The 18,954-nt window shown below is 50.6% G+C and carries 15 protein-coding genes; 9 read left to right on the forward strand and 6 right to left on the reverse strand.

What is annotated here, in order from left to right:
* Window positions 1–734 precede the first annotated feature (734 nt).
* From G9X48_RS14175 to G9X48_RS14185, 3 genes are all read left to right on the forward strand, one after another.
* Window positions 735–1,508: a hypothetical protein gene (locus G9X48_RS14175; protein WP_001579889.1), complete on the forward strand. Its 774-nt coding sequence runs from the start codon at window positions 735–737 to the stop codon at window positions 1,506–1,508.
* A gap of 11 nt (window positions 1,509–1,519) precedes the next feature.
* On the forward strand, window positions 1,520–1,876 hold the full coding sequence (locus G9X48_RS14180; protein WP_166499958.1) for a hypothetical protein: 357 nt from the start codon (window positions 1,520–1,522) through the stop codon (window positions 1,874–1,876).
* A gap of 192 nt (window positions 1,877–2,068) precedes the next feature.
* Complete coding sequence (locus G9X48_RS14185; protein WP_139155752.1) at window positions 2,069–2,845, forward strand: lysozyme inhibitor LprI family protein; 777 nt, start codon at window positions 2,069–2,071, stop codon at window positions 2,843–2,845.
* A 363-nt stretch (window positions 2,846–3,208) separates the two neighbouring features.
* Here the strand turns inward: G9X48_RS14185 and G9X48_RS14190 are convergent, their stop codons facing one another.
* Together G9X48_RS14190 and G9X48_RS14195 are read right to left on the reverse strand one after the other, a co-directional pair.
* The gene (locus G9X48_RS14190) at window positions 3,209–4,078 is read right to left on the reverse strand and encodes a hypothetical protein (protein ID WP_032664616.1); all 870 of its coding nucleotides are present in this window, start codon (window positions 4,076–4,078) and stop codon (window positions 3,209–3,211) included.
* Complete coding sequence (locus G9X48_RS14195; RefSeq protein ID WP_166499959.1) at window positions 4,075–4,878, reverse strand: hypothetical protein; 804 nt, start codon at window positions 4,876–4,878, stop codon at window positions 4,075–4,077. Before G9X48_RS14195 ends, G9X48_RS14190 begins: the two co-directional genes overlap by 4 nt.
* 318 nt (window positions 4,879–5,196) lie before the next feature.
* On the opposite strand from G9X48_RS14195, the gene G9X48_RS14200 reads away from it, so the two are divergent.
* Window positions 5,197–5,817, forward strand: a complete 621-nt coding sequence (locus G9X48_RS14200; RefSeq protein ID WP_166499960.1) for a recombinase family protein — start codon at window positions 5,197–5,199, stop codon at window positions 5,815–5,817.
* Between the two features lie 517 nt (window positions 5,818–6,334).
* Here G9X48_RS14200 and nadC read toward each other — a convergent pair.
* The gene (nadC, locus tag G9X48_RS14210; protein ID WP_007864386.1) at window positions 6,335–7,225 is read right to left on the reverse strand and encodes a carboxylating nicotinate-nucleotide diphosphorylase; all 891 of its coding nucleotides are present in this window, start codon (window positions 7,223–7,225) and stop codon (window positions 6,335–6,337) included.
* An 87-nt stretch (window positions 7,226–7,312) separates the two neighbouring features.
* Here nadC and ampD point away from each other — a divergent pair, with 87 nt between their 5' ends.
* Window positions 7,313–7,876 (forward strand): 1,6-anhydro-N-acetylmuramyl-L-alanine amidase AmpD, encoded by a 564-nt coding sequence (ampD, locus tag G9X48_RS14215; protein ID WP_166499962.1) that lies wholly within the window; start codon window positions 7,313–7,315, stop codon window positions 7,874–7,876.
* The gene (gene ampE, locus G9X48_RS14220; RefSeq protein ID WP_012125750.1) at window positions 7,873–8,727 is read left to right on the forward strand and encodes a beta-lactamase regulator AmpE; all 855 of its coding nucleotides are present in this window, start codon (window positions 7,873–7,875) and stop codon (window positions 8,725–8,727) included. Before ampD ends, ampE begins: the two co-directional genes overlap by 4 nt.
* 19 nt (window positions 8,728–8,746) lie before the next feature.
* On the opposite strand, the gene G9X48_RS14225 is transcribed toward ampE, so the two are convergent.
* The 3 genes from G9X48_RS14225 to aroP form a co-directional block, all read right to left on the reverse strand.
* Window positions 8,747–9,700, reverse strand: a complete 954-nt coding sequence (locus tag G9X48_RS14225) for a family 43 glycosylhydrolase (protein ID WP_097640978.1) — start codon at window positions 9,698–9,700, stop codon at window positions 8,747–8,749.
* A gap of 9 nt (window positions 9,701–9,709) precedes the next feature.
* Window positions 9,710–11,110, reverse strand: coding sequence for an MFS transporter (locus G9X48_RS14230; protein WP_054625850.1), 1,401 nt, complete (start codon window positions 11,108–11,110; stop codon window positions 9,710–9,712).
* A 156-nt stretch (window positions 11,111–11,266) separates the two neighbouring features.
* A complete protein-coding gene (gene aroP / locus G9X48_RS14235; RefSeq protein WP_097641001.1) occupies window positions 11,267–12,637 on the reverse strand; it encodes an aromatic amino acid transporter AroP in 1,371 nt (456 codons plus the stop codon).
* A gap of 542 nt (window positions 12,638–13,179) precedes the next feature.
* On the opposite strand from aroP, the gene pdhR reads away from it, so the two are divergent.
* The 3 genes from pdhR (at window position 13,180) to aceF (ending at window position 18,782) form a co-directional block, all read left to right on the forward strand.
* On the forward strand, window positions 13,180–13,944 hold the full coding sequence (gene pdhR, locus G9X48_RS14240; protein ID WP_004388376.1) for a pyruvate dehydrogenase complex transcriptional repressor PdhR: 765 nt from the start codon (window positions 13,180–13,182) through the stop codon (window positions 13,942–13,944).
* A gap of 255 nt (window positions 13,945–14,199) precedes the next feature.
* A complete protein-coding gene (aceE, locus tag G9X48_RS14245) occupies window positions 14,200–16,863 on the forward strand; it encodes a pyruvate dehydrogenase (acetyl-transferring), homodimeric type (RefSeq protein WP_007864402.1) in 2,664 nt (887 codons plus the stop codon).
* A 14-nt stretch (window positions 16,864–16,877) separates the two neighbouring features.
* Window positions 16,878–18,782 carry a pyruvate dehydrogenase complex dihydrolipoyllysine-residue acetyltransferase gene (gene aceF / locus G9X48_RS14250; protein WP_097640977.1) on the forward strand — a complete coding sequence of 635 codons (1,905 nt, stop codon included), beginning with the start codon at window positions 16,878–16,880 and terminating at the stop codon, window positions 18,780–18,782.
* Window positions 18,783–18,954: the final 172 nt, after the last annotated feature.

Consider the following 18,954-nt stretch of genomic DNA (forward strand, 5'->3'; position numbering starts at 1 on the left):
CTGGATTCGGTTCTACTGCTGCGTTCCTTTCAGTCACTGGCAGAGCGAACTAATCGCGTTTTTTTGTTTTGTCTGTCAGTACATAACTGTCTGTTATTTCATCACTTATTCTACTAATGATTCCTTTGTGTACTTAGTGGAGTATCTGCTGTTTCAGTTACTGGAAAAGCACTATCAGTACTGCTCAGAGCGAAGCGAACCCGATGCGATCAATCCCTTTCCATGATGGTGTTTCCGACAAAACGCACTGGAAGCCCTTTAACGTGTTGTTCATCACTGACATACCTGAATGTACAAAACCTCATAAAACGCCGTAGCGACGCTTTAAGAGCGTCTGAGATAGTGCTCAGCAAATACTCCTCGCATTGAAATCAGATACATAGCCTTTTTCAAGTTCTACGAATCCCCTTGATCGTTTTTACCTATTGATTTGTATTGGATTAATATATCTTGATAGATTTAAACGATCGTTTTCTTATTATTGATCGTTAATATCGATCATTGTTGGATGTACGTGATATTCTTGAGAGCGTGAAAACGGATGGTTTCAGTCCGTACTTTTGGTCTGAAAGAAGCTAACGGGAGTGATAAAGCTGTGAGAGTTGTACAACTGATAATCTATGGACTTTGGGGGGATCCCTTTTTAATGGAAATTCCTAAAGGTAAACGAATTCTTGCCGATAATTAAAATGGAATGAACCATCGATTTGGAATATTCTTAAAGGATAATTGCTGTGAGTAAATATTTAAAAATAGGAATCTATGGTATTTGGGGAGTATTTTTATTCCTTGCGTCAATGGAGAAATTTGGTGATCTTTTCGCAATCGGTACGGGGATCTGGTCGGTAGTGATGCTTACAGCCGCTGGATTGTGCCAACTATTGGCATGTATTACGGCGATAGTCTGGGGAGTACTGGCATTTGGAACTCTGAAATCTAAGTACTTGTCCTATAAATTCGTGAATAATTACACGGTTCCGGTACTTATTATTGGTCTTGCTATCGTGGCAAGTGCTGCCCGATCCTCAAGCGATGAATCCAGAGCACAAAAACTTGGATTTAAAGACGGTAAAGAGTTTGCTATTGCTCGTGAAAATAACATTACTAATGTTGCTGATTACGCTAAATTTGCCGAAGAACAACGTATCAAAGCAGCAGAAAAGGCCGCTCAGGATGCCGCTCTTGCCGCCGAAAAAGAACAACAGGCCAAAGAGGAAGAAGCTAAATGTCTCGATGATGCTCATTGCTACGCTTCGAAACATAAAGCAGGAGATTATATTTGTAAGGTAGCTGTAGAAAATTCTGCTCAGTATCAGTTTAAATGGACTGACGGAATTACCGAACCAAAATTCTCTTCGTATAGCTGGTACGACAAAAGCAGGAAATTAGTCACTCTTTACGGGCACAGAGCACAGGCTCAAAACGGTTTTGGTGCATTTAAAAATATTGAGTACTCCTGTACGTTCAATGCTGATACTGGTGAAGTACTAAGTACTAATCTTCAATAAGGAATATTAATATGAAAAAGGCTTTTATCGCAGTACTGTTATTTTGTTGCTCTGGTGTGTCAGTTGCGGCTGTACCAGATGGGAAAATAGAAAAACCATTTACTTTTAATAACGAAGTTGTTTGCTTAAAGGAAATTCAGGAACAAATGACGCCTTATCTCAAGTCATTTGAAGAAGAAGGTGGGGTTAAGTACCAGTACAATGTTAAATCTGGTTTATCGTACAAGGATGCTGTAGGGCTACGGTTACAGATCAACCGTGTTGATTCTGGATTGGACGTGCGTGTAGCTGATCTTGATTACTACTGGCTACAGGAACGTGGGAGCATGTGTCAGCCAGCGTACATGGTACTTGATCGTTCTGAGTAAGAAAGAACAGTAGCGATAATTATAACATTCGAGGTTATACTATGCGTAACGTGGTATAGCACTATCGAATTCGATAGTACTAATGTGGAATGTTAGGATAGTTTTTTACCTGATTTAAGCTCCATCAAAAATAGTTTATTTTTTAAATAATTTAGCGGCATTATCGTTTCATATATATGGGTAAAAATTTAAATGAAAATAGCAACCATTCCTTTATCTGTAATAATCATGAGTATGCCAGTGATTTCAATGGCAGCATCATTTGATTGTAGCAAAGCTAAGGGGTATACAGAACTAACAATTTGTACAACGCCAGCATTATCAACATTGGATGACAAGTTAAGTATTTTATACAAGAAGGTTAACAAAGAAAATCCAGATAACGTTCAACTTATCAAAAAATCCCAACTGAGTTGGCTAAAAAATGTGCGTAATAAAGCTACTACTGCTCAGTCTCTAAAAGACGCATACATTGCTCGCATGAGTGATTTAAATATGATGTTAGGTGAAAATAAATCAGACCAAGTTAAGCAACCCACTCATACTGTATCACAAGCAGTGGTCCCTGCCTCCGGCCCAGAGCAAGTTAATAAAACTGATAATGAAATAATAGCTGGTCGTTATAGTTGTGATAACTTTTCTGACACATTGAATACACCTAGAGGATTGATATATAGATCTAGTTTATATGATGATAAAAATGAAAATACAATAGACAATATGTATAATACTTATACTGTATCAGAGAAGGAATTAATTAGTGAATTATCAATCAAGAATACGGTTGTTACCATTGCGTCTTTACCATTAAAGATGGTTGCACAAGACGGTTCATCAATATATCAGGATCAAAATTCACCCTATAAATTTTACTTGTCTAAATTAAATGATAAAACTATAACGGTTTATGTGAAATACTTTCAAACTGATGGTAATATCGCACAGGCAAGACAAACATGTTCCAAATAGAATAAGTTATAAAACATTAGCAATCTTTATGGCAGCCTTTGTATTAGGCTGCTTAACTATTTCGCTAAGATTACCTGGCCTTTAGTACAAAAAATAATCAAATCCCTGCCCTCCTGATTTTTGGCAAAAAATCTAAAGGGATCGTTTACTGAGATAAAAGTACAGTCAGTATTTTTCTGCACGATTTAAAATCTCGTTCGTCTGAGCAGGTTCAACCTCGCCGACCAAATGCCGTGTACTCAGATCTCAGTACTGAACTTTTCGCCAACCCTGCATTGGTTAAAAATCAATGATTGGAAATCTTGGATATTCTCGACACAAAAAACCGCCAAAGGACGGTTTTCTTGTGAACTAGGAATATTATCAGGCAGCCTTCCTACGGTACCAATGGATAGCTCTGTCGGATAAACTATATGGGTCACTATCGACTTCGGTTTCTATGGCTTGTGTTTTCAAATACCAGCAAAACTTATCAATCTCTAAATCTACTTGATCACGTTTGTCTACTTTGAGGTCATTGTTTGGAGACAATATGAAAATCGCTCCACACTTATACTCATCGTAGTTATTCAAAGCTAATGAGATATCTCTTTGAGCATCATACAAATGACACTTGGCTAAATTTTCATCAGAATAGGCTGCTGACGCTATTGTTCCGAGTGAGGTCTTGGCTTTGTAAGGAAGATAAATTGTTTGCGATTGTTGCCCCAGTGTAATTCTTTTTAAAGGGGATGGGTCTCGCATCTCAAAATATTCTTCGTATTCAAGGTGTTGTTTGAGGTAGCCATCCATTATATTGTAAAGGCGATCTCTTGAAATTGGAGTGTAAACTTTCTCTCTCTTTTTTGTCACTTTTACCGATAAAGGAACAACATTTGAAAACAGAGAAGATACTATGTCGTCTGCTGATTCACCTTGAGCATATCCATTGTTTTTAAAAGTTAAATTCTGGCATTGATTTGATAAAAATACTTCCCCTGAAAGTACTATCTCCCTAGCCACTTCACAAGCCAACTTAAGGTGAAATGTCATGCCATGAGAGTACAAGCAAGAAATCCTGTCAAAATACTCAAGAGTTTGTACAAATACCCCGCCAAAACTATCTTTGAAACATACACCGATATTGAGTTTTTCTCCTGTGGCAACATCAGGGCACCACTGAATTGTAAACCATTCACCTTTGACAATCGGCTGATGTGAATGCTCACTTAGGATAGAATCAAAGTTAATCACGCGACCCCCGCCAGTACACCAAGTCTTCTGCTTAATCTTTCTTTGGAAAAAATCGCACGATGACTCAAAAATTCCAATAAACAATCTTTTGCTTGCGGATTCAGAAGTTTTTCACACCAATAAGTAATCTCTGCTATTACGATATCCAATGCTTCAGTTTGTCCGCTAGCTCCATTTACTATATCCATTTTCTGAGGAAGGGTTGGTGCGGCTCGGAGGGCCATTTCCAACTTATTGACTGGGCTGATAGTTATGGATAAGTCTTCAGGAGACCACATGAGATCTACAGGCATATTACTGTGGTCAATAAGGGTGACTTGATTGTGTGAATCAATGATCAAGTTCCCTAAATTTCTATCTTGGTTTGCGACCCACTCATCAAAAGCGATCGTTTTATGTAACTTTTCCCATCCATCGAGAATCCATCTAAGACTCTCAAATTTAATCATATCACCAATGTTGTAATAGCTAGCCGGAGAATGTCCGGTAACTTTGGAGCTAACAAAGGCAATTGGCGATATGGGCTTGTCAATTGAATCAATGATACCATCAGGCAATATCAATATGCCTGCTTTTGGGGCTACAGGAAGATCATTTGATTTGGTAAGCAGGTACCCAAGAACTTCATTGAAGACACCAATGCTTTCTTCCTTAGTAAATATTTTCACATATGATTGCCTTTGCACTCCGTCAGGCCAATCAACAAGGCATAAAAGCGTTAAGGCCATTTGGCCTTCATTAGGTCTGCCAAGAACCGACTTGAAACTTGCTTGGCTGAGTACTTCAATCGAAGTGTGCATTCAATTATCCATAACCCCGAAAAGATGACTGAATTCTAGAGTAAAAATGCAAATCAAACGTACTGTTGATTTCACCAGCAAATCTAGTAGTGCATACATGAGCCTTGAATTGCTGCGGCTTCAGTAGCCTCTGGTTATAGACTTTCGGAGGCAATCAATTGCTAATGAAAGCTTATCCATCATGAACTCGGTGTCGAATAAGTATACATCAAGCAGACCAATCCAGACCACCAGCAAGGCTGGTTCATTAAATTAACTTTACAACTTAAAATGAACCAAATATAATGAACCACATAAAACAGACCGATGGGGTGTGTCATGAGAGTTTGGGGTTATCTTCGAGCTTCGACGAAGGAGCAGGATGCAGGCAGAGCCTTTAATGAGTTAGAGGCATTTGCCCATTCGCATGATCTGAAGGTATCAAAGTACTTCAAAGAGAATGAATCAGGTGCAAGCCTGCAACGCCCTCAGTTATTCCTGCTTTTGGAAATAGCAGAACGTGGTGACATTTTGCTTTGTGAGCAAATTGACCGAATCAGCCGCCTTACTAGTGAGGATTGGAAAACCCTTCGAGGGCTTATTGAGTCTAAGGGGATCAGAGTCGTGTCGTTGGATTTACCCACAAGCCACCAGCTTTTAAATGTTCAGGACGAATTCACCGCCCGTATGTTTGAAGCAATGAATTCAATGATGCTGGATATGTTGGCGGCAATCAGCCGCAAAGACTACGAAGATCGCCGCAGACGGCAAATGCAGGGTATTGAAAAGGCCAAAAATGAGAAAAAGTATCGAGGCCGCCCGGTAGATGAGAGTCTACACAATAAAGTACAAGAATTACTGTCTGACGGAAAAAGCTGGAACAAAATTCAGGCGTTAATCGGTTGCTCTAGAGCTACCATTGCGAAAGTGGCGAAAAATACACCTCTGACAAAAGGTTAGTAGCTAATAATCGGCTGAGAGTGTCAGTACTGGCAGCATTGAGAACTGATATAGCGGCAAGGGGCAAAGGAAGAGGGTTCACAGGGCTTTGTTTCGTGAATCCTTTCGATATCTTGATACTACTTTATGAAGGGGCTTTATAGCCTCTTTTTTATTTCACTATAATCAACATGTTAAATATTGTTTCTGCGTTTAATTATTACAGTAATTTACTGTTGATAATCACCATCAGTTCAATGAGTGTAAAGCCGCCCTGTCTGTTCATGGTTCCTCCTTGTTTGGGTGACGCCACTCTGGCAGGCCGTAAAAGGCGGCTCCAGACAAAGAAACCGATTCAGGAATCTGTCTTCAGAAGAAGATTATGTTGTTACATGAAACTGCAACGCGGTTGCGTAATATCTCGCAAATCCTTTTATAAACAACAGAGTGTTGAAAAAACACGGAGACAAAAAAGAGAGGACACAGGAAGATAACGACAAGAAAAGGAGAGGGCAGGCCAAAACCTGCCCGGTATGAGTCAGCGAAAACGCATGGAGAGGTCGAGCGCGCGAATATGTTTAGTCAATGCACCCACAGAGATGAAATCCACGCCGGTTTCTGCGAATTCGCGCAGCGTTTCCAGCGTGACGTTGCCGGAAACTTCCAGCCGTGCCTGGCCCGCAGTACGTTTTACCGCTTCACGCATCTGATCGACGGTAAAGTTGTCGAGCATGATGATATCGGCACCGGCTTTCAGCGCGGCGTCCAGCTCATCAAGCGATTCCACCTCGACTTCTACCGGCACGTCAGGGTGCAACCAGAACGCTTTCTCCACCGCCTGGCGCACCGAGCCGGAAGCGATAATATGGTTTTCTTTGATAAGAAAGGCATCAGAAAGCCCAAGACGATGGTTAGCGCCGCCGCCGCACAGTACCGCGTATTTCAGCGCGCTGCGCAGGCCCGGTATGGTTTTACGGGTGTCGAGCAGTTGTGTGTGCGTACCTTCCAGCAGCGCCACATAGCGGCGCACTTCGGTAGCCACACCGGAAAGCGTCTGTACGAAATTCAGCGCGGTGCGTTCGCCCGTCAGCAGAACACGGGAGGCGCCTTCAAGCTCAAAAAGCGGCTGATCGGGCTGCACGTCGTCACCATCCTTTACGTGCCACGTGACGCGGACATCGCCGCCAAGCTGGATAAACACCTCATCCACCCAACGCTTACCGCAGAATACGCCCGCCTCGCGCGTAATGACGACCGCATGCGAGCGACTGTCTGGCGGTAACAACTGCGCGGTAATATCGCGGCTGGCATCGGTCTCGCCGCCAAGATCTTCACGCAGAGCCTGAGCGACGGTAAAGGGGATATCCAGGGCGATTCGTTCCAGTAGCGCGTCACGTCGATGGTCCGGATTGTAACGGCGAGGTGGCATGATATAACTCCAGATTGGTGGCTAATCAAAAGAATGAAACATGCTACTCTGAAGCGAGTTTGAGTACCACAGAAAGGAGAATTGCACATGCAGGTGAAAGATGGCTGGCTGGTGGATGCCCGGCCCGCGCCCTCGCCGCATCATGACTGCCGGCCTGAGGATGAAGCGCCTTCGTTGCTGGTGGTGCATAACATCAGCCTGCCGCCGGGCGAGTTCGGTGGCCCGTGGATCGATGCGCTGTTCGCCGGTACGCTTGACCCACAGGCGCACCCTTATTTCGCGGGCATCGCCCACCTGCGCGTTTCGGCGCACTGCCTGATTCGTCGCGATGGTGAAATTGTGCAGTATGTGCCTTTTAATAAACGCGCCTGGCACGCTGGCGTATCCTGCTACGAGGGGCGCGAGCGCTGCAACGACTTTTCTATTGGCATTGAGCTTGAAGGGACGGACACGGAGCCCTACACCGATGCGCAGTACCGGCAACTGGCTGCCGTGACGCGCACGCTGATAAGCCTTTACCCGGCGATGAAAAGTCATATGACCGGACATAGCGATATCGCGCCTGAACGTAAAACCGATCCCGGTCCGGCTTTTGACTGGCCGCGCTTTCGCGCGCTGGTGGCCGACCCGTCTGATAAGGAGATGAGATGACGCTTTTCACCCTGCTGCTGGTGCTTATCGCCGAACGGCTTTTCAAACTGGGCGAGCACTGGCAACTGGATCATCGCCTTGAGCCGCTGTTTCGCCGCGTGCGCCACTTTTCGCTGTTCTTTACGCTCGGTATGGCAGTGCTGGCAATGTTGGTGGTCTTTCTGTGCCTGAACGCGCTGGAAGGCTGGTTTTTTAATGTGCCGCTGCTGATCTTCTGGATCTTAATCGGCGTACTGTGTATCGGGGCGGGCGGGGTGCGCAGGCACTATCATGCTTACCTTAAAGCGGCGAGCCAGGATGACAGCCACGCGCGCGAAAACATGGCGTATGAGCTGACGCTTATTCACGGCGTGCCGCCGGGTTGCGATGAGCGTGAGTATTTGCGCGAACTACAAAACGGCCTGTTGTGGATTAACTACCGCTTTTATCTGGCACCAATGTTCTGGTTTGTGGTGGGCGGTATGTGGGGGCCGGTGACGCTGACGGGCTATGCCTTCTTACGCGCCTGGCAAAGCTGGGTTGCTCGCCATCATACCCCGCACCAGCGATTGCTTTCGGGCATCGACGCCATATTGCATGTGCTGGACTGGGTGCCGGTGCGTCTGGCGGGCGTGGTGTATGCGCTCGTCGGACATGGGGAAAAAGCGCTGCCCGCGTGGTTTGCCTCACTGCTCGATCGCTATACCTCGCAGTATCAGGTATTAACGGGCCTGGCGCAGTTTGCGCTGGCGCGTGAGCCACACGTGGATAAGGTAGCAACGCCGAAAGCGGCGGTGTCGATGGCGAAGAAAGCGACACTGGTAATAGTGGTGGTGGTGGCGTTGTTAACGATTTACGGCACGCTCATGTGAGCGTGCCGCTGAAGATACCTCAGGGGTGATCGGCGGGCGGAGTGCCAAACTGCGGCATGCCGTCGTCATCCCAGGTGACCAGCTTCACGCGGGTATGGCGATTCGGGTCCCAGAGCGGATCGCCTTCTATTTCCGTATAGTTGCGCGCATGGTAGACCAGCACGTCCTGACCATCCGGTGTGGTGGTGAAGCTGTTGTGGCCCGGTCCGTACTGCCGGTTTTCATAACTGGTGGTGAAAACGGGCTGCGGGGATTTATGCCAGTTACGTGGGTCACGTAAATCCGCCGCCTGATCTATCCAGAGCAGTCCCATGCAGTAGTTTTCGTCGGTGGCGCTCGCAGAGTAAGTCACGAACAGGCGTTCGCCGTGTTTCACCACCGCCGGGCCTTCGTTGACCAAAAAGCCGCGGCACTCCCACTCCAGCTCAGGCTTGCTCAGCATCACTGGCTCGCCTTTCAGCGTCCACGGGTTTTCCATCTCACACAGGTACAAATTAGAGTTACCCGGAATATCCGGCGCTTTTTGCGCCCACAGATACCAGAGCTTGCCCTGATGCTCGAAGGTCGTGGCGTCCAGCGAGAACGTGTCGTAAGGCGTCTGAATCTGGCCTTTATCCGTCCAGGTGCCGGTCAGCGGGTCGCTGTCTGCACATTCCAGCACGTACATCCGGTGCTGAAACATATTGTCTTTCAGCGCGCGTGTCGGGGCCGCGGCGAAGTAGATGTACCATTTGCCATTGATGTAATGCAGCTCCGGCGCCCAGATGAGCTCGCTCATCGGCCCGGTATCCGGCTTACGCCAGACCACCACCGGTTGCGCCTGGCGCAGCGATTCAATCGACGGCGCGCGGCGAATTTCCAGCCGGTCATACTCCGGCACAGAGGCGATAAAGTAGTACTGGCCCTGATGGCGCAGAATAAATGGGTCAGCGCGCTGCTCAATCAGCGGGTTTGGCCAGGGTGAAGTATTCATCATCGCTCCTTACGGTTTTGCTTCCACAGGTTTAGTCTGCGGGTATTCAGACAGCTCGCGGTAGTTTTCGCGGCGTTTTTCGAGGTCGCTCTGAATACGCGCCATCAGTTCACGGTCCACTTTCAGCAGGCGCACAACGCCCGCGGTAATCAGATACCCGACGCCCGGGATCACGGTAAAGAGCATCACGATGCCGTTAAGCGCTGTGGCGCTCTGGGCTTTGGCACCCGCGTCGTAGCCATACCAGGAGAGCAGAAAGCCTACCAGCGCGCCAGCAATCGCCAGCCCTAATTTCAGGAAAAAGAGGTTGCCGGAGAAGCTGATACCGGTAATGCGCTTGCCGGTTTTCCATTCGCCGTAATCATCCACGTCTGCCATTAACGACCAGTGCAGCGGCGACGGGATCTGATGCAGCACGTTCAGCAGGAAATACATCACCACAATCAGCACCGTGGCGTGCGGGTTAAGGAAATAGAAGCCGCTGGAGAAAATCGCCAGCACAATATTGGTCCAGAAGAAAACTTTCAGCTTGCACCAGCGGTCGGTCAGCACTTTGGCAAGCGTGCTGCCAATCATCATGCCGATCACGCCGAGGCTGATAAACATCGTGGCGAAGCTGGTGCTCTGCTGCATGACCCAAGTGACGTAATACATGGTCGCCGCCATGCGGATAAAACCCGGGCAGACGTTGCAGATGGTCAGCAGCAGAATGCGTACCCACTGGTCGTTTTTCCAGACATCTTTCAGATCGGCTTTTAAGTCGTCATTGGTCGGTACCGCCGGGCGGATACGCTCGCGCACCGTAGCGAAACTGAACAGGAACATGCACATGCCAATCAGCGCCAGAATGGTCATGGCGATTTGATAGCCTTTGGCTTTGTCCCCGCCGCCGAAGTAATCCACCATCGGCAGCAGCGTCAGGGAGAGGAGCAGCGTGGCAATCCCTACCATCACAAAACGATAAGACTGGCAGGCGACGCGCTCTTTCGGATCATTGGTTATCACGCTGCCCAGCGAACAGTAGGGAATATTGATGGCGGTGTAGGTAATGGAAAGCAGGAAGTAGGTCACAAAGGCATAGACAACTTTACTGCTGTAGCTCCAGTCCGGCGTGGTAAACATCAGCACGCTGAATAACGCGTAGGGGAACGCTATCCACAGCAGCCATGGACGAAAACGCCCGAAGCGGCTGCGGGTGCGGTCGGCGATGGCACCCATAATCGGGTCGGTCACTGCGTCAATCACGCGAATCGACAGAAGCAATACGCCAACCAGCGCCGGGGCCAGGCCAAAAATATCGGTATAGAAGTAATTAACAAACAACATGATGGCGCCAAAGATAATATTGCAGCCGGCGTCACCCATTCCGTAGCCGATTTTTTCTTTGACAGAGAGTCTGCTGTTTTCCATCGACACATCTCCGGTGAATGATATGGACGGAAGTATCATTCGGCCTAAGCAAAACTGCGCAGCAGTAATAAGTCGCAGAGATGGATAATCGTGTTGTGCGAAGGAATTTGTGAGGAAGGTAACAACCCTCACCCGGACGGGTGAGGGTTTGATGGCTTAGCGGGCGTCCGCCGCTTTCGCTTTTTTCTCTTTAATGAAGTAACCGATAGCCAGGATAAGCAGCCATACCGGGATCAGCCACACGGAGATCGCCATACCCGGCGTCATCAGCATAATGGCCAGCACCGCAGCCATAAAGAGCAGGCATAGCCAGTTGCCGAGCGGGTAGAAGAGCGCCGGGAAGCGCGGCGTCACCCCCTGTTGCTGTTTGGCGCGGCGAAAACGCATATGGGCAAGGCTAATCATCGCCCAGTTAATCACCAGCGCGGAGACCACCAGCGCCATCAGCAGGCCAAAGGCCCCCTGCGGGGCCAGGTAGTTAATCAGCACGCACAGCGCGGTAAAGGCGGCGGAGACCAGAATGGTATTGACCGGCACGCCGCGTTTGTCGACTTTCTGCAGCGCTTTCGGGGCGTTGCCTTGTCTGGCGAGGCCGAACAGCATACGGCTGTTGCAGTAAACGCAGCTGTTATAGACGGAGAGCGCCGCAGTCAGCACCACGATGTTGAGCGCGTTTGCCACAAGAGAGTCGCCCAGCTCATGGAAAATCAGGACAAACGGGCTGGTATCGGCCGTGATACGCGTCCACGGCAGCAGAGAGAGCAGCACCGCCAGCGAACCTACATAAAAGATAAGAATGCGGTAGATAACCTGATTGGTGGCTTTCGGGATGCTTTTTTCCGGCTCGTCGGCTTCCGCCGCCGTAATGCCGACCAGCTCAAGTCCGCCGAACGAGAACATGATAATCGCCATCATCATGACAAGCCCCGAGACGCCATGCGGCAGGAAGCCACCATGTTCCCAGAGGTTACGCACCGTGGCCTGCGGGCCTGCGGTGCCGCTAAAGAGCAGCCAGGCGCCGAACAGGATCATCGCGACGACTGCGATAACTTTAATAATGGCGAACCAGAACTCCATCTCGCCGAACACTTTTACGTTGGTCAGGTTGATGGCGTTGATAACCACAAAGAAGACGGCGGCAGAGGCCCAGGTCGGGATTTCGGGCCACCAGAACTGGATATATTTACCGACCGCGGTCAGCTCCGCCATCGCCACCAGCACATACAGCACCCAGTAGTTCCAGCCGGACGCGAAGCCTGCGAAACCGCCCCAATATTTATAGGCAAAATGGCTAAAAGAGCCTGCCACCGGTTCTTCCACGACCATTTCGCCAAGCTGGCGCATGATCAGAAAGGCAATAAACCCCGCGATAGCGTAACCGAGAATAATACCCGGCCCTGCGGACTGGATTACGGAGGCGCTGCCCAGAAACAGGCCCGTACCAATAGCACCACCCAGCGCGATAAGCTGAATATGGCGGTTTTTGAGGCCGCGCTTCAGCGTGTCGCCGTGCTGTTGACCTTCCATCATAAAACCTCGTTTGTGGTTATTTTTAATCCGCAGCGTGGCGCTGCTGTAATGTTGTTATGTCGCTGTGTGTAGTCTTTTCTTTACAGCCAATAAGGATGAAATTTCTAATAACGACTACCGCAGCGCCAAGAATAGTGATAAGCGCTGCCAAATGCACCTGCTTTCTCAGCGGGCACTCGCGGAGTGAATAAAAAGAAACCATTTGTAAATCGCCGTGGTTATTTCACGGACGGGCACGCGTATTCATCTTAAGGGCATATATTGAATAGATATTCATATTTTAAACTAATGAATCGGTTCAGGTTGCACGCCTTTACGTTTCATTTGAGTTAAAACTACCGCTTTTTAGGTAACGGGTTCATTTGCGCGGAGTTACATTTCTGAAACGTTATTTCTTTATCATTGTTAAAATATGCGGGCTTTCCTGATTTCAATCAAAACCAGGATGGACAGAAGGTGAATACTTTGTTACTTTACCAACACGAACGTTAAATTGGTCATACCAATTGACTCCGGGCGAATGGCAGAGACAGGGAATAATGGCCTACAGCAAAATCCGCCAACCAAAACTTTCCGATGTGATTGAGCAGCAACTGGAGTTTTTGATCCTCGAAGGGACGCTGCGTCCCGGCGAAAAACTGCCTCCTGAGCGCGAGCTGGCTAAACAGTTCGACGTTTCCCGACCCTCCCTGCGAGAGGCGATTCAGCGTCTCGAAGCGAAGGGCCTGCTGCTTCGTCGCCAGGGCGGCGGTACTTTTGTTCAGAGTACGCTCTGGCAAAGCTTCAGCGACCCGCTGGTAGAACTCCTCTCTGACCACCCCGAATCCCAGTTTGATCTTCTTGAGACGCGTCACGCGCTGGAAGGCATCGCTGCGTACTACGCGGCGCTGCGCAGCACCGACGAAGACAGAGCGCGGATGAGCGAATGTCATCAGGCTATCGAGCGCGCTCAGGAGTCCGGCGATCTGGACGCAGAATCAAACGCGGTGGTGCAGTATCAGATAGCGGTCACGGAAGCCGCGCATAATGTAGTGCTGCTTCATCTGCTACGCTGCATGGAGCCGATGCTGGCGCAAAACGTCCGTCAGAACTTCGAATTGCTCTACGCGCGACGTGAAATGCTGCCGCTGGTCAGCGGCCATCGCACCCGGATTTACGAGGCGATTATGGCGCGGGAGCCGGAGCAGGCGCGGGAAGCCTCGCATCGTCACCTGGCGTTCATTGAAGAAATTTTGCTGGACCGCAGCCGTGAGCAGAGCCGTCGTGACCGCTCGCTGCGTCGTCTGGAGCAACGTAAGAATTAATGTTTTTCCGGCTTGTGCCGGAAGATTTGTACCAAAAGCGCCATTGAAGCGCGGCAACTAAACCCAGAACCTGTCTTATTGCGCTTTGTTAAGTGCCCGTAGTTCAGGTTGCATCGCAGCGGCAAGATGAAGCCCTTGAAAAGAAAGGGGGCGCACAGCCGCTACAGACGCAGCCGGACGCTGTAAGAGCACAGAGTGCAATGGGACAGGTTCCAGATAAATCAACGTATTAGATAGATGATAAGGAATACCCCCATGTCAGAACGTTTACAAAATGACGTGGATCCGATCGAAACTCGCGACTGGCTACAGGCGATCGAATCGGTAATCCGTGAAGAAGGTGTTGAGCGTGCTCAGTATCTGATCGATCAGCTGCTTTCCGAAGCCCGTAAAGGCGGCGTGAACGTAGCGGCGGGCAGTGCCGCCCGTCAGTACATCAATACCATCCCCGTTGAAGAAGAGCCGGAATACCCGGGTAATCTGGAACTGGAGCGCCGTATTCGTTCTGCTATCCGCTGGAACGCCATTATGACCGTGCTGCGTGCGTCCAAAAAAGACCTCGAGCTCGGCGGCCACATGGCGTCCTTCCAGTCTTCCGCGACCGTCTACGAAGTGTGTTTTAACCACTTCTTCCGCGCGCGCAACGACAAAGACGGCGGCGACCTGGTGTACTTCCAGGGCCACATCTCTCCGGGCGTTTATGCGCGTGCGTTCCTTGAAGGCCGCCTGACCGAAGAGCAGATGAACAACTTCCGTCAGGAAGTTCACGGCAATGGTCTGTCTTCTTACCCGCACCCGAAACTGATGCCGGAATTCTGGCAGTTCCCGACCGTATCCATGGGCCTTGGCCCGATCGGCGCTATCTACCAGGCGAAGTTCCTGAAATATCTGGAACACCGCGGCCTGAAAGATACCTCTGAGCAGACCGTTTACGCGTTCCTCGGCGACGGTGAAATGGATGAGCCGGAATCTAAAGGCGCCATCACCATCGCGACCCGCGAAAAACTGGACAACCTGGTCTTCGTCATCAACTGCAACCTGCAGCGTCTGGACGGCCCGGTCACCGGTAACGGCAAAATCATCAACGAACTGGAAGGCATCTTCGAAGGCGCTGGCTGGAACGTTATCAAGGTGATGTGGGGTTCCCGTTGGGACGAGCTGCTGCGTAAAGACACCAGCGGCAAACTGGTTCAGCTGATGAACGAAACCGTTGACGGCGACTACCAGACCTTCAAATCCAAAAACGGCGCATACGTGCGTGAGCACTTCTTCGGTAAATACCCGGAGACCGCAGCGCTGGTTGCAGACTGGTCTGACGATGAGATTTGGGCGCTGAACCGTGGCGGCCACGATCCGAAGAAAATCTACGCTGCATTCAAAAAAGCGAAAGAAACCAAAGGCAAAGCGACCGTTATCCTTGCTCACACCATTAAAGGTTACGGCATGGGCGACACCGCCGAAGGTAAGAACATCGCTCACCAGGTGAAGAAAATGAACATGGACGGCGTTCGCTACGTCCGCGATCGTTTCAGCGTGCCGGTGGCCGACGAAGACCTGGAAAAACTGCCGTACATCACCTTCCCGGAAGGCTCTGAAGAGTACAAGTACCTGCATGAACGCCGTCAGGCGCTGCACGGTTACCTGCCGTCTCGTCAGCCGAACTTCACCGAGAAGCTGGAGCTGCCGGCGCTGGAAGATTTCCGCTCCCTGCTGGATGAGCAGAGCAAAGAGATCTCCACCACCATCGCTTTCGTACGCGCCCTGAACGTGATGCTGAAGAACCCGTCTATCAAAGACCGTCTGGTTCCTATCATCGCGGACGAAGCCCGTACCTTCGGTATGGAAGGTCTGTTCCGTCAGATCGGTATCTACAGCCCGAACGGCCAGCAGTACACCCCGCAGGACCGTGAGCAGGTGGCGTACTACAAAGAAGACGAGAAAGGCCAGATTCTGCAGGAAGGGATCAACGAGCTGGGCGCAGGTTCTTCCTGGCTTGCCGCTGCGACCTCTTACAGCACCAACAACCTGCCGATGATCCCGTTCTACATCTACTACTCCATGTTCGGGTTCCAGCGTATCGGCGACCTGTGCTGGGCAGCAGGTGACCAGCAGGCGCGCGGCTTCCTGATCGGCGGTACTTCCGGTCGTACCACGCTTAACGGCGAAGGTCTGCAGCACGAAGATGGTCACAGCCACATTCAGTCGCTGACTATCCCGAACTGTATCTCCTACGATCCGGCTTACGCTTATGAAGTCGCTGTCATCATGCATGATGGTCTGCAGCGTATGTACGGCGAAGCGCAGGAAAACGTCTACTACTACATCACCACGCTGAACGAAAACTACCACATGCCGGCGATGCCGGAAGGTGCCGAGGAAGGTATCCGCAAAGGTATCTACAAACTCGAAACCCTCGAAGGTAGCAAAGGTAAAGTTCAGCTGCTGGGCTCCGGCGCTATCCTGCGTCACGTCCGTGAAGCGGCAGAGATTCTGGCGAAAGAGTACGGCGTGGGCTCCGATGTCTACAGCGTGACCTCCTTCACCGAACTGGCGCGCGACGGCCAGGACTGCGAGCGCTGGAACATGCTGCACCCGCTGGAAACTCCGCGTGTACCGTACATCGCTCAGGTGATGAACGACGCACCGGCAGTTGCTTCCACCGACTACATGAAACTGTTCGCCGAGCAGGTTCGTACTTATGTACCGGCTGATGATTATCGCGTACTGGGCACCGACGGCTTTGGCCGCTCTGACAGCCGCGAAAACCTGCGCCACCACTTCGAAGTTGACGCTTCTTACGTGGTTGTCGCTGCGCTGGGCGAACTGGCTAAACGTGGTGAAATCGATAAGAAAGTGGTGGCTGACGCTATCACCAAATTCAATATCGATGCAGAGAAAGTCAACCCGCGTCTGGCATAAGAGGTAAAGAAAGAATGGCTATCGAAATCAATGTACCGGACATCGGGGCGGACGAAGTTGAAGTCACCGAGATCCTGGTCAAAGTGGGCGACAAGGTTGAAGCTGAACAGTCGCTTATCACCGTAGAAGGCGACAAAGCCTCTATGGAAGTCCCGTCTCCGCAGGCGGGCGTGGTCAAAGAGATCAAAGTGTCCGTGGGCGACAAAGTCGAAACCGGCAAACTGATCATGATTTTCGATTCCGCTGAAGGTGCAGCAGCCGCTGCACCTGCGAAGGCTGAAGAGAAGAAAGAAGCGGCACCGGCGCAGTCTGCTGCACCGGCTACAGCGGCAGCAAAAGATGTTAACGTACCGGATATCGGCGGCGACGAAGTCGAAGTCACCGAGATCCTGGTGAAAGTGGGCGACAAAGTTGAAGCCGAGCAGTCTCTTATCACCGTAGAAGGCGACAAAGCCTCTATGGAAGTCCCGGCGCCGTTCGCGGGCACCGTGAAAGAGATCAAAATCAACACCGGCGACAAAGTTTCCACTGGCTCCCTGATCATGGTCTTCGAAGTGGCGGGCGCTGCGTCTGCGGCTGAAGCCAAACCGCAGGTTACCGAGCAGGCGGCATCTGCACCGGCGGCAGCCGCTGGCGCGAAAGACGTCAACGTGCCGGATATCGGCGGCGATGAAGTCGAAGTGACCGAAGTGCTGGTGAAAGTGGGCGACAAAGTCACCGCTGAACAGTCTCTTATCACCGTAGAAGGCGACAAAGCCTCTATGGAAGTTCCGGCACCGTTCGCAGGTACCGTGAAAGAGCTGAAAGTGAACGTGGGCGATAAAGTCTCCACCGGGTCGCTTATCATGGTCTTCGAAGTAGAAGGCGCAGCGCCTGCGGCGGCTCCGGCTGCGAAACAGGAAGCGGCGGCTCCGGCTCCGGCGGCGAAAGCTGACAAACCGGCTGCGGCTCCGGCGAAAGCCGAAGGCAAATCTGAATTTGCTGAAAACGACGCTTACGTCCACGCGACGCCGCTGATCCGCCGCCTGGCGCGCGAATTCGGCGTGAACCTCGCGAAAGTGAAAGGCACCGGTCGTAAAGGCCGCATCCTGCGCGAAGACGTTCAGGCTTACGTGAAAGACGCCGTTAAACGTGCAGAATCCGCACCTGCCGCTGGCGCGACCGGTGGTTCTCTGCCGGGTCTGCTGCCGTGGCCGAAAGTGGACTTCAGCAAGTTTGGTGAAGTGGAAGAAGTGGAACTGGGCCGCATCCAGAAAATCTCTGGCGCGAACCTGAGCCGTAACTGGGTGATGATTCCGCACGTTACGCACTTCGACAAAACCGATATCACCGATCTGGAAGCGTTCCGTAAGCAGCAGAACGCCGAAGCTGAGAAGCGTAAGCTGGATGTGAAGATCACCCCGGTTGTCTTCATCATGAAAGCCGTTGCCGCTGCCCTTGAGCAGATGCCGCGCTTTAACAGCTCGCTGTCTGAAGACGGTCAGCGTCTGACGCTGAAAAAATACATCAACATCGGCGTGGCGGTAGATACCCCGAACGGCCTGGTTGTACCGGTGTTCAAAGATGTGAACAAGAAAGGCATCATCGAGCTTTCTCGCGAGCTGATGACCATCTCCAAAAAAGCGCGCGATGGCAAGCTGACCGCCGGCGAAATGCAGGGCGGCTGCTTCACCATCTCCAGCATCGGCGGCCTGGGCACGACCCACTTCGCGCCGATCGTGAACGCGCCGGAAGTGGCTATCCTCGGCGTCTCCAAGTCTGCGATGGAGCCGGTGTGGAATGGTAAAGAGTTCGTGCCGCGCCTGATGCTGCCGATCTCCCTGTCCTTCGACCACCGCGTGATCGACGGTGCTGATGGTGCGCGTTTCATCACCATCATCAACAACACCCTGTCGGACATTCGCCGCCTGGTGATGTAAGCGAAAAGCCGGCCTGACGGCCGGCTTTTTTCTGGTAATTCCGCCTGACTGTGCGAAATTATCAGGTGCCAAAAGGATTCGTCTGCCGTTTGTTGTTTCAAAATTGTTAACAGTTTTGTAAAATGCGAGCGGATAGAACGTCCCGGTGGATGATGGGCGTTAAAACTTAAGC

The organism is Cronobacter sp. HA18006, from assembly GCF_011605445.1.
Lineage (GTDB): Bacteria > Pseudomonadota > Gammaproteobacteria > Enterobacterales > Enterobacteriaceae > Cronobacter > Cronobacter sakazakii.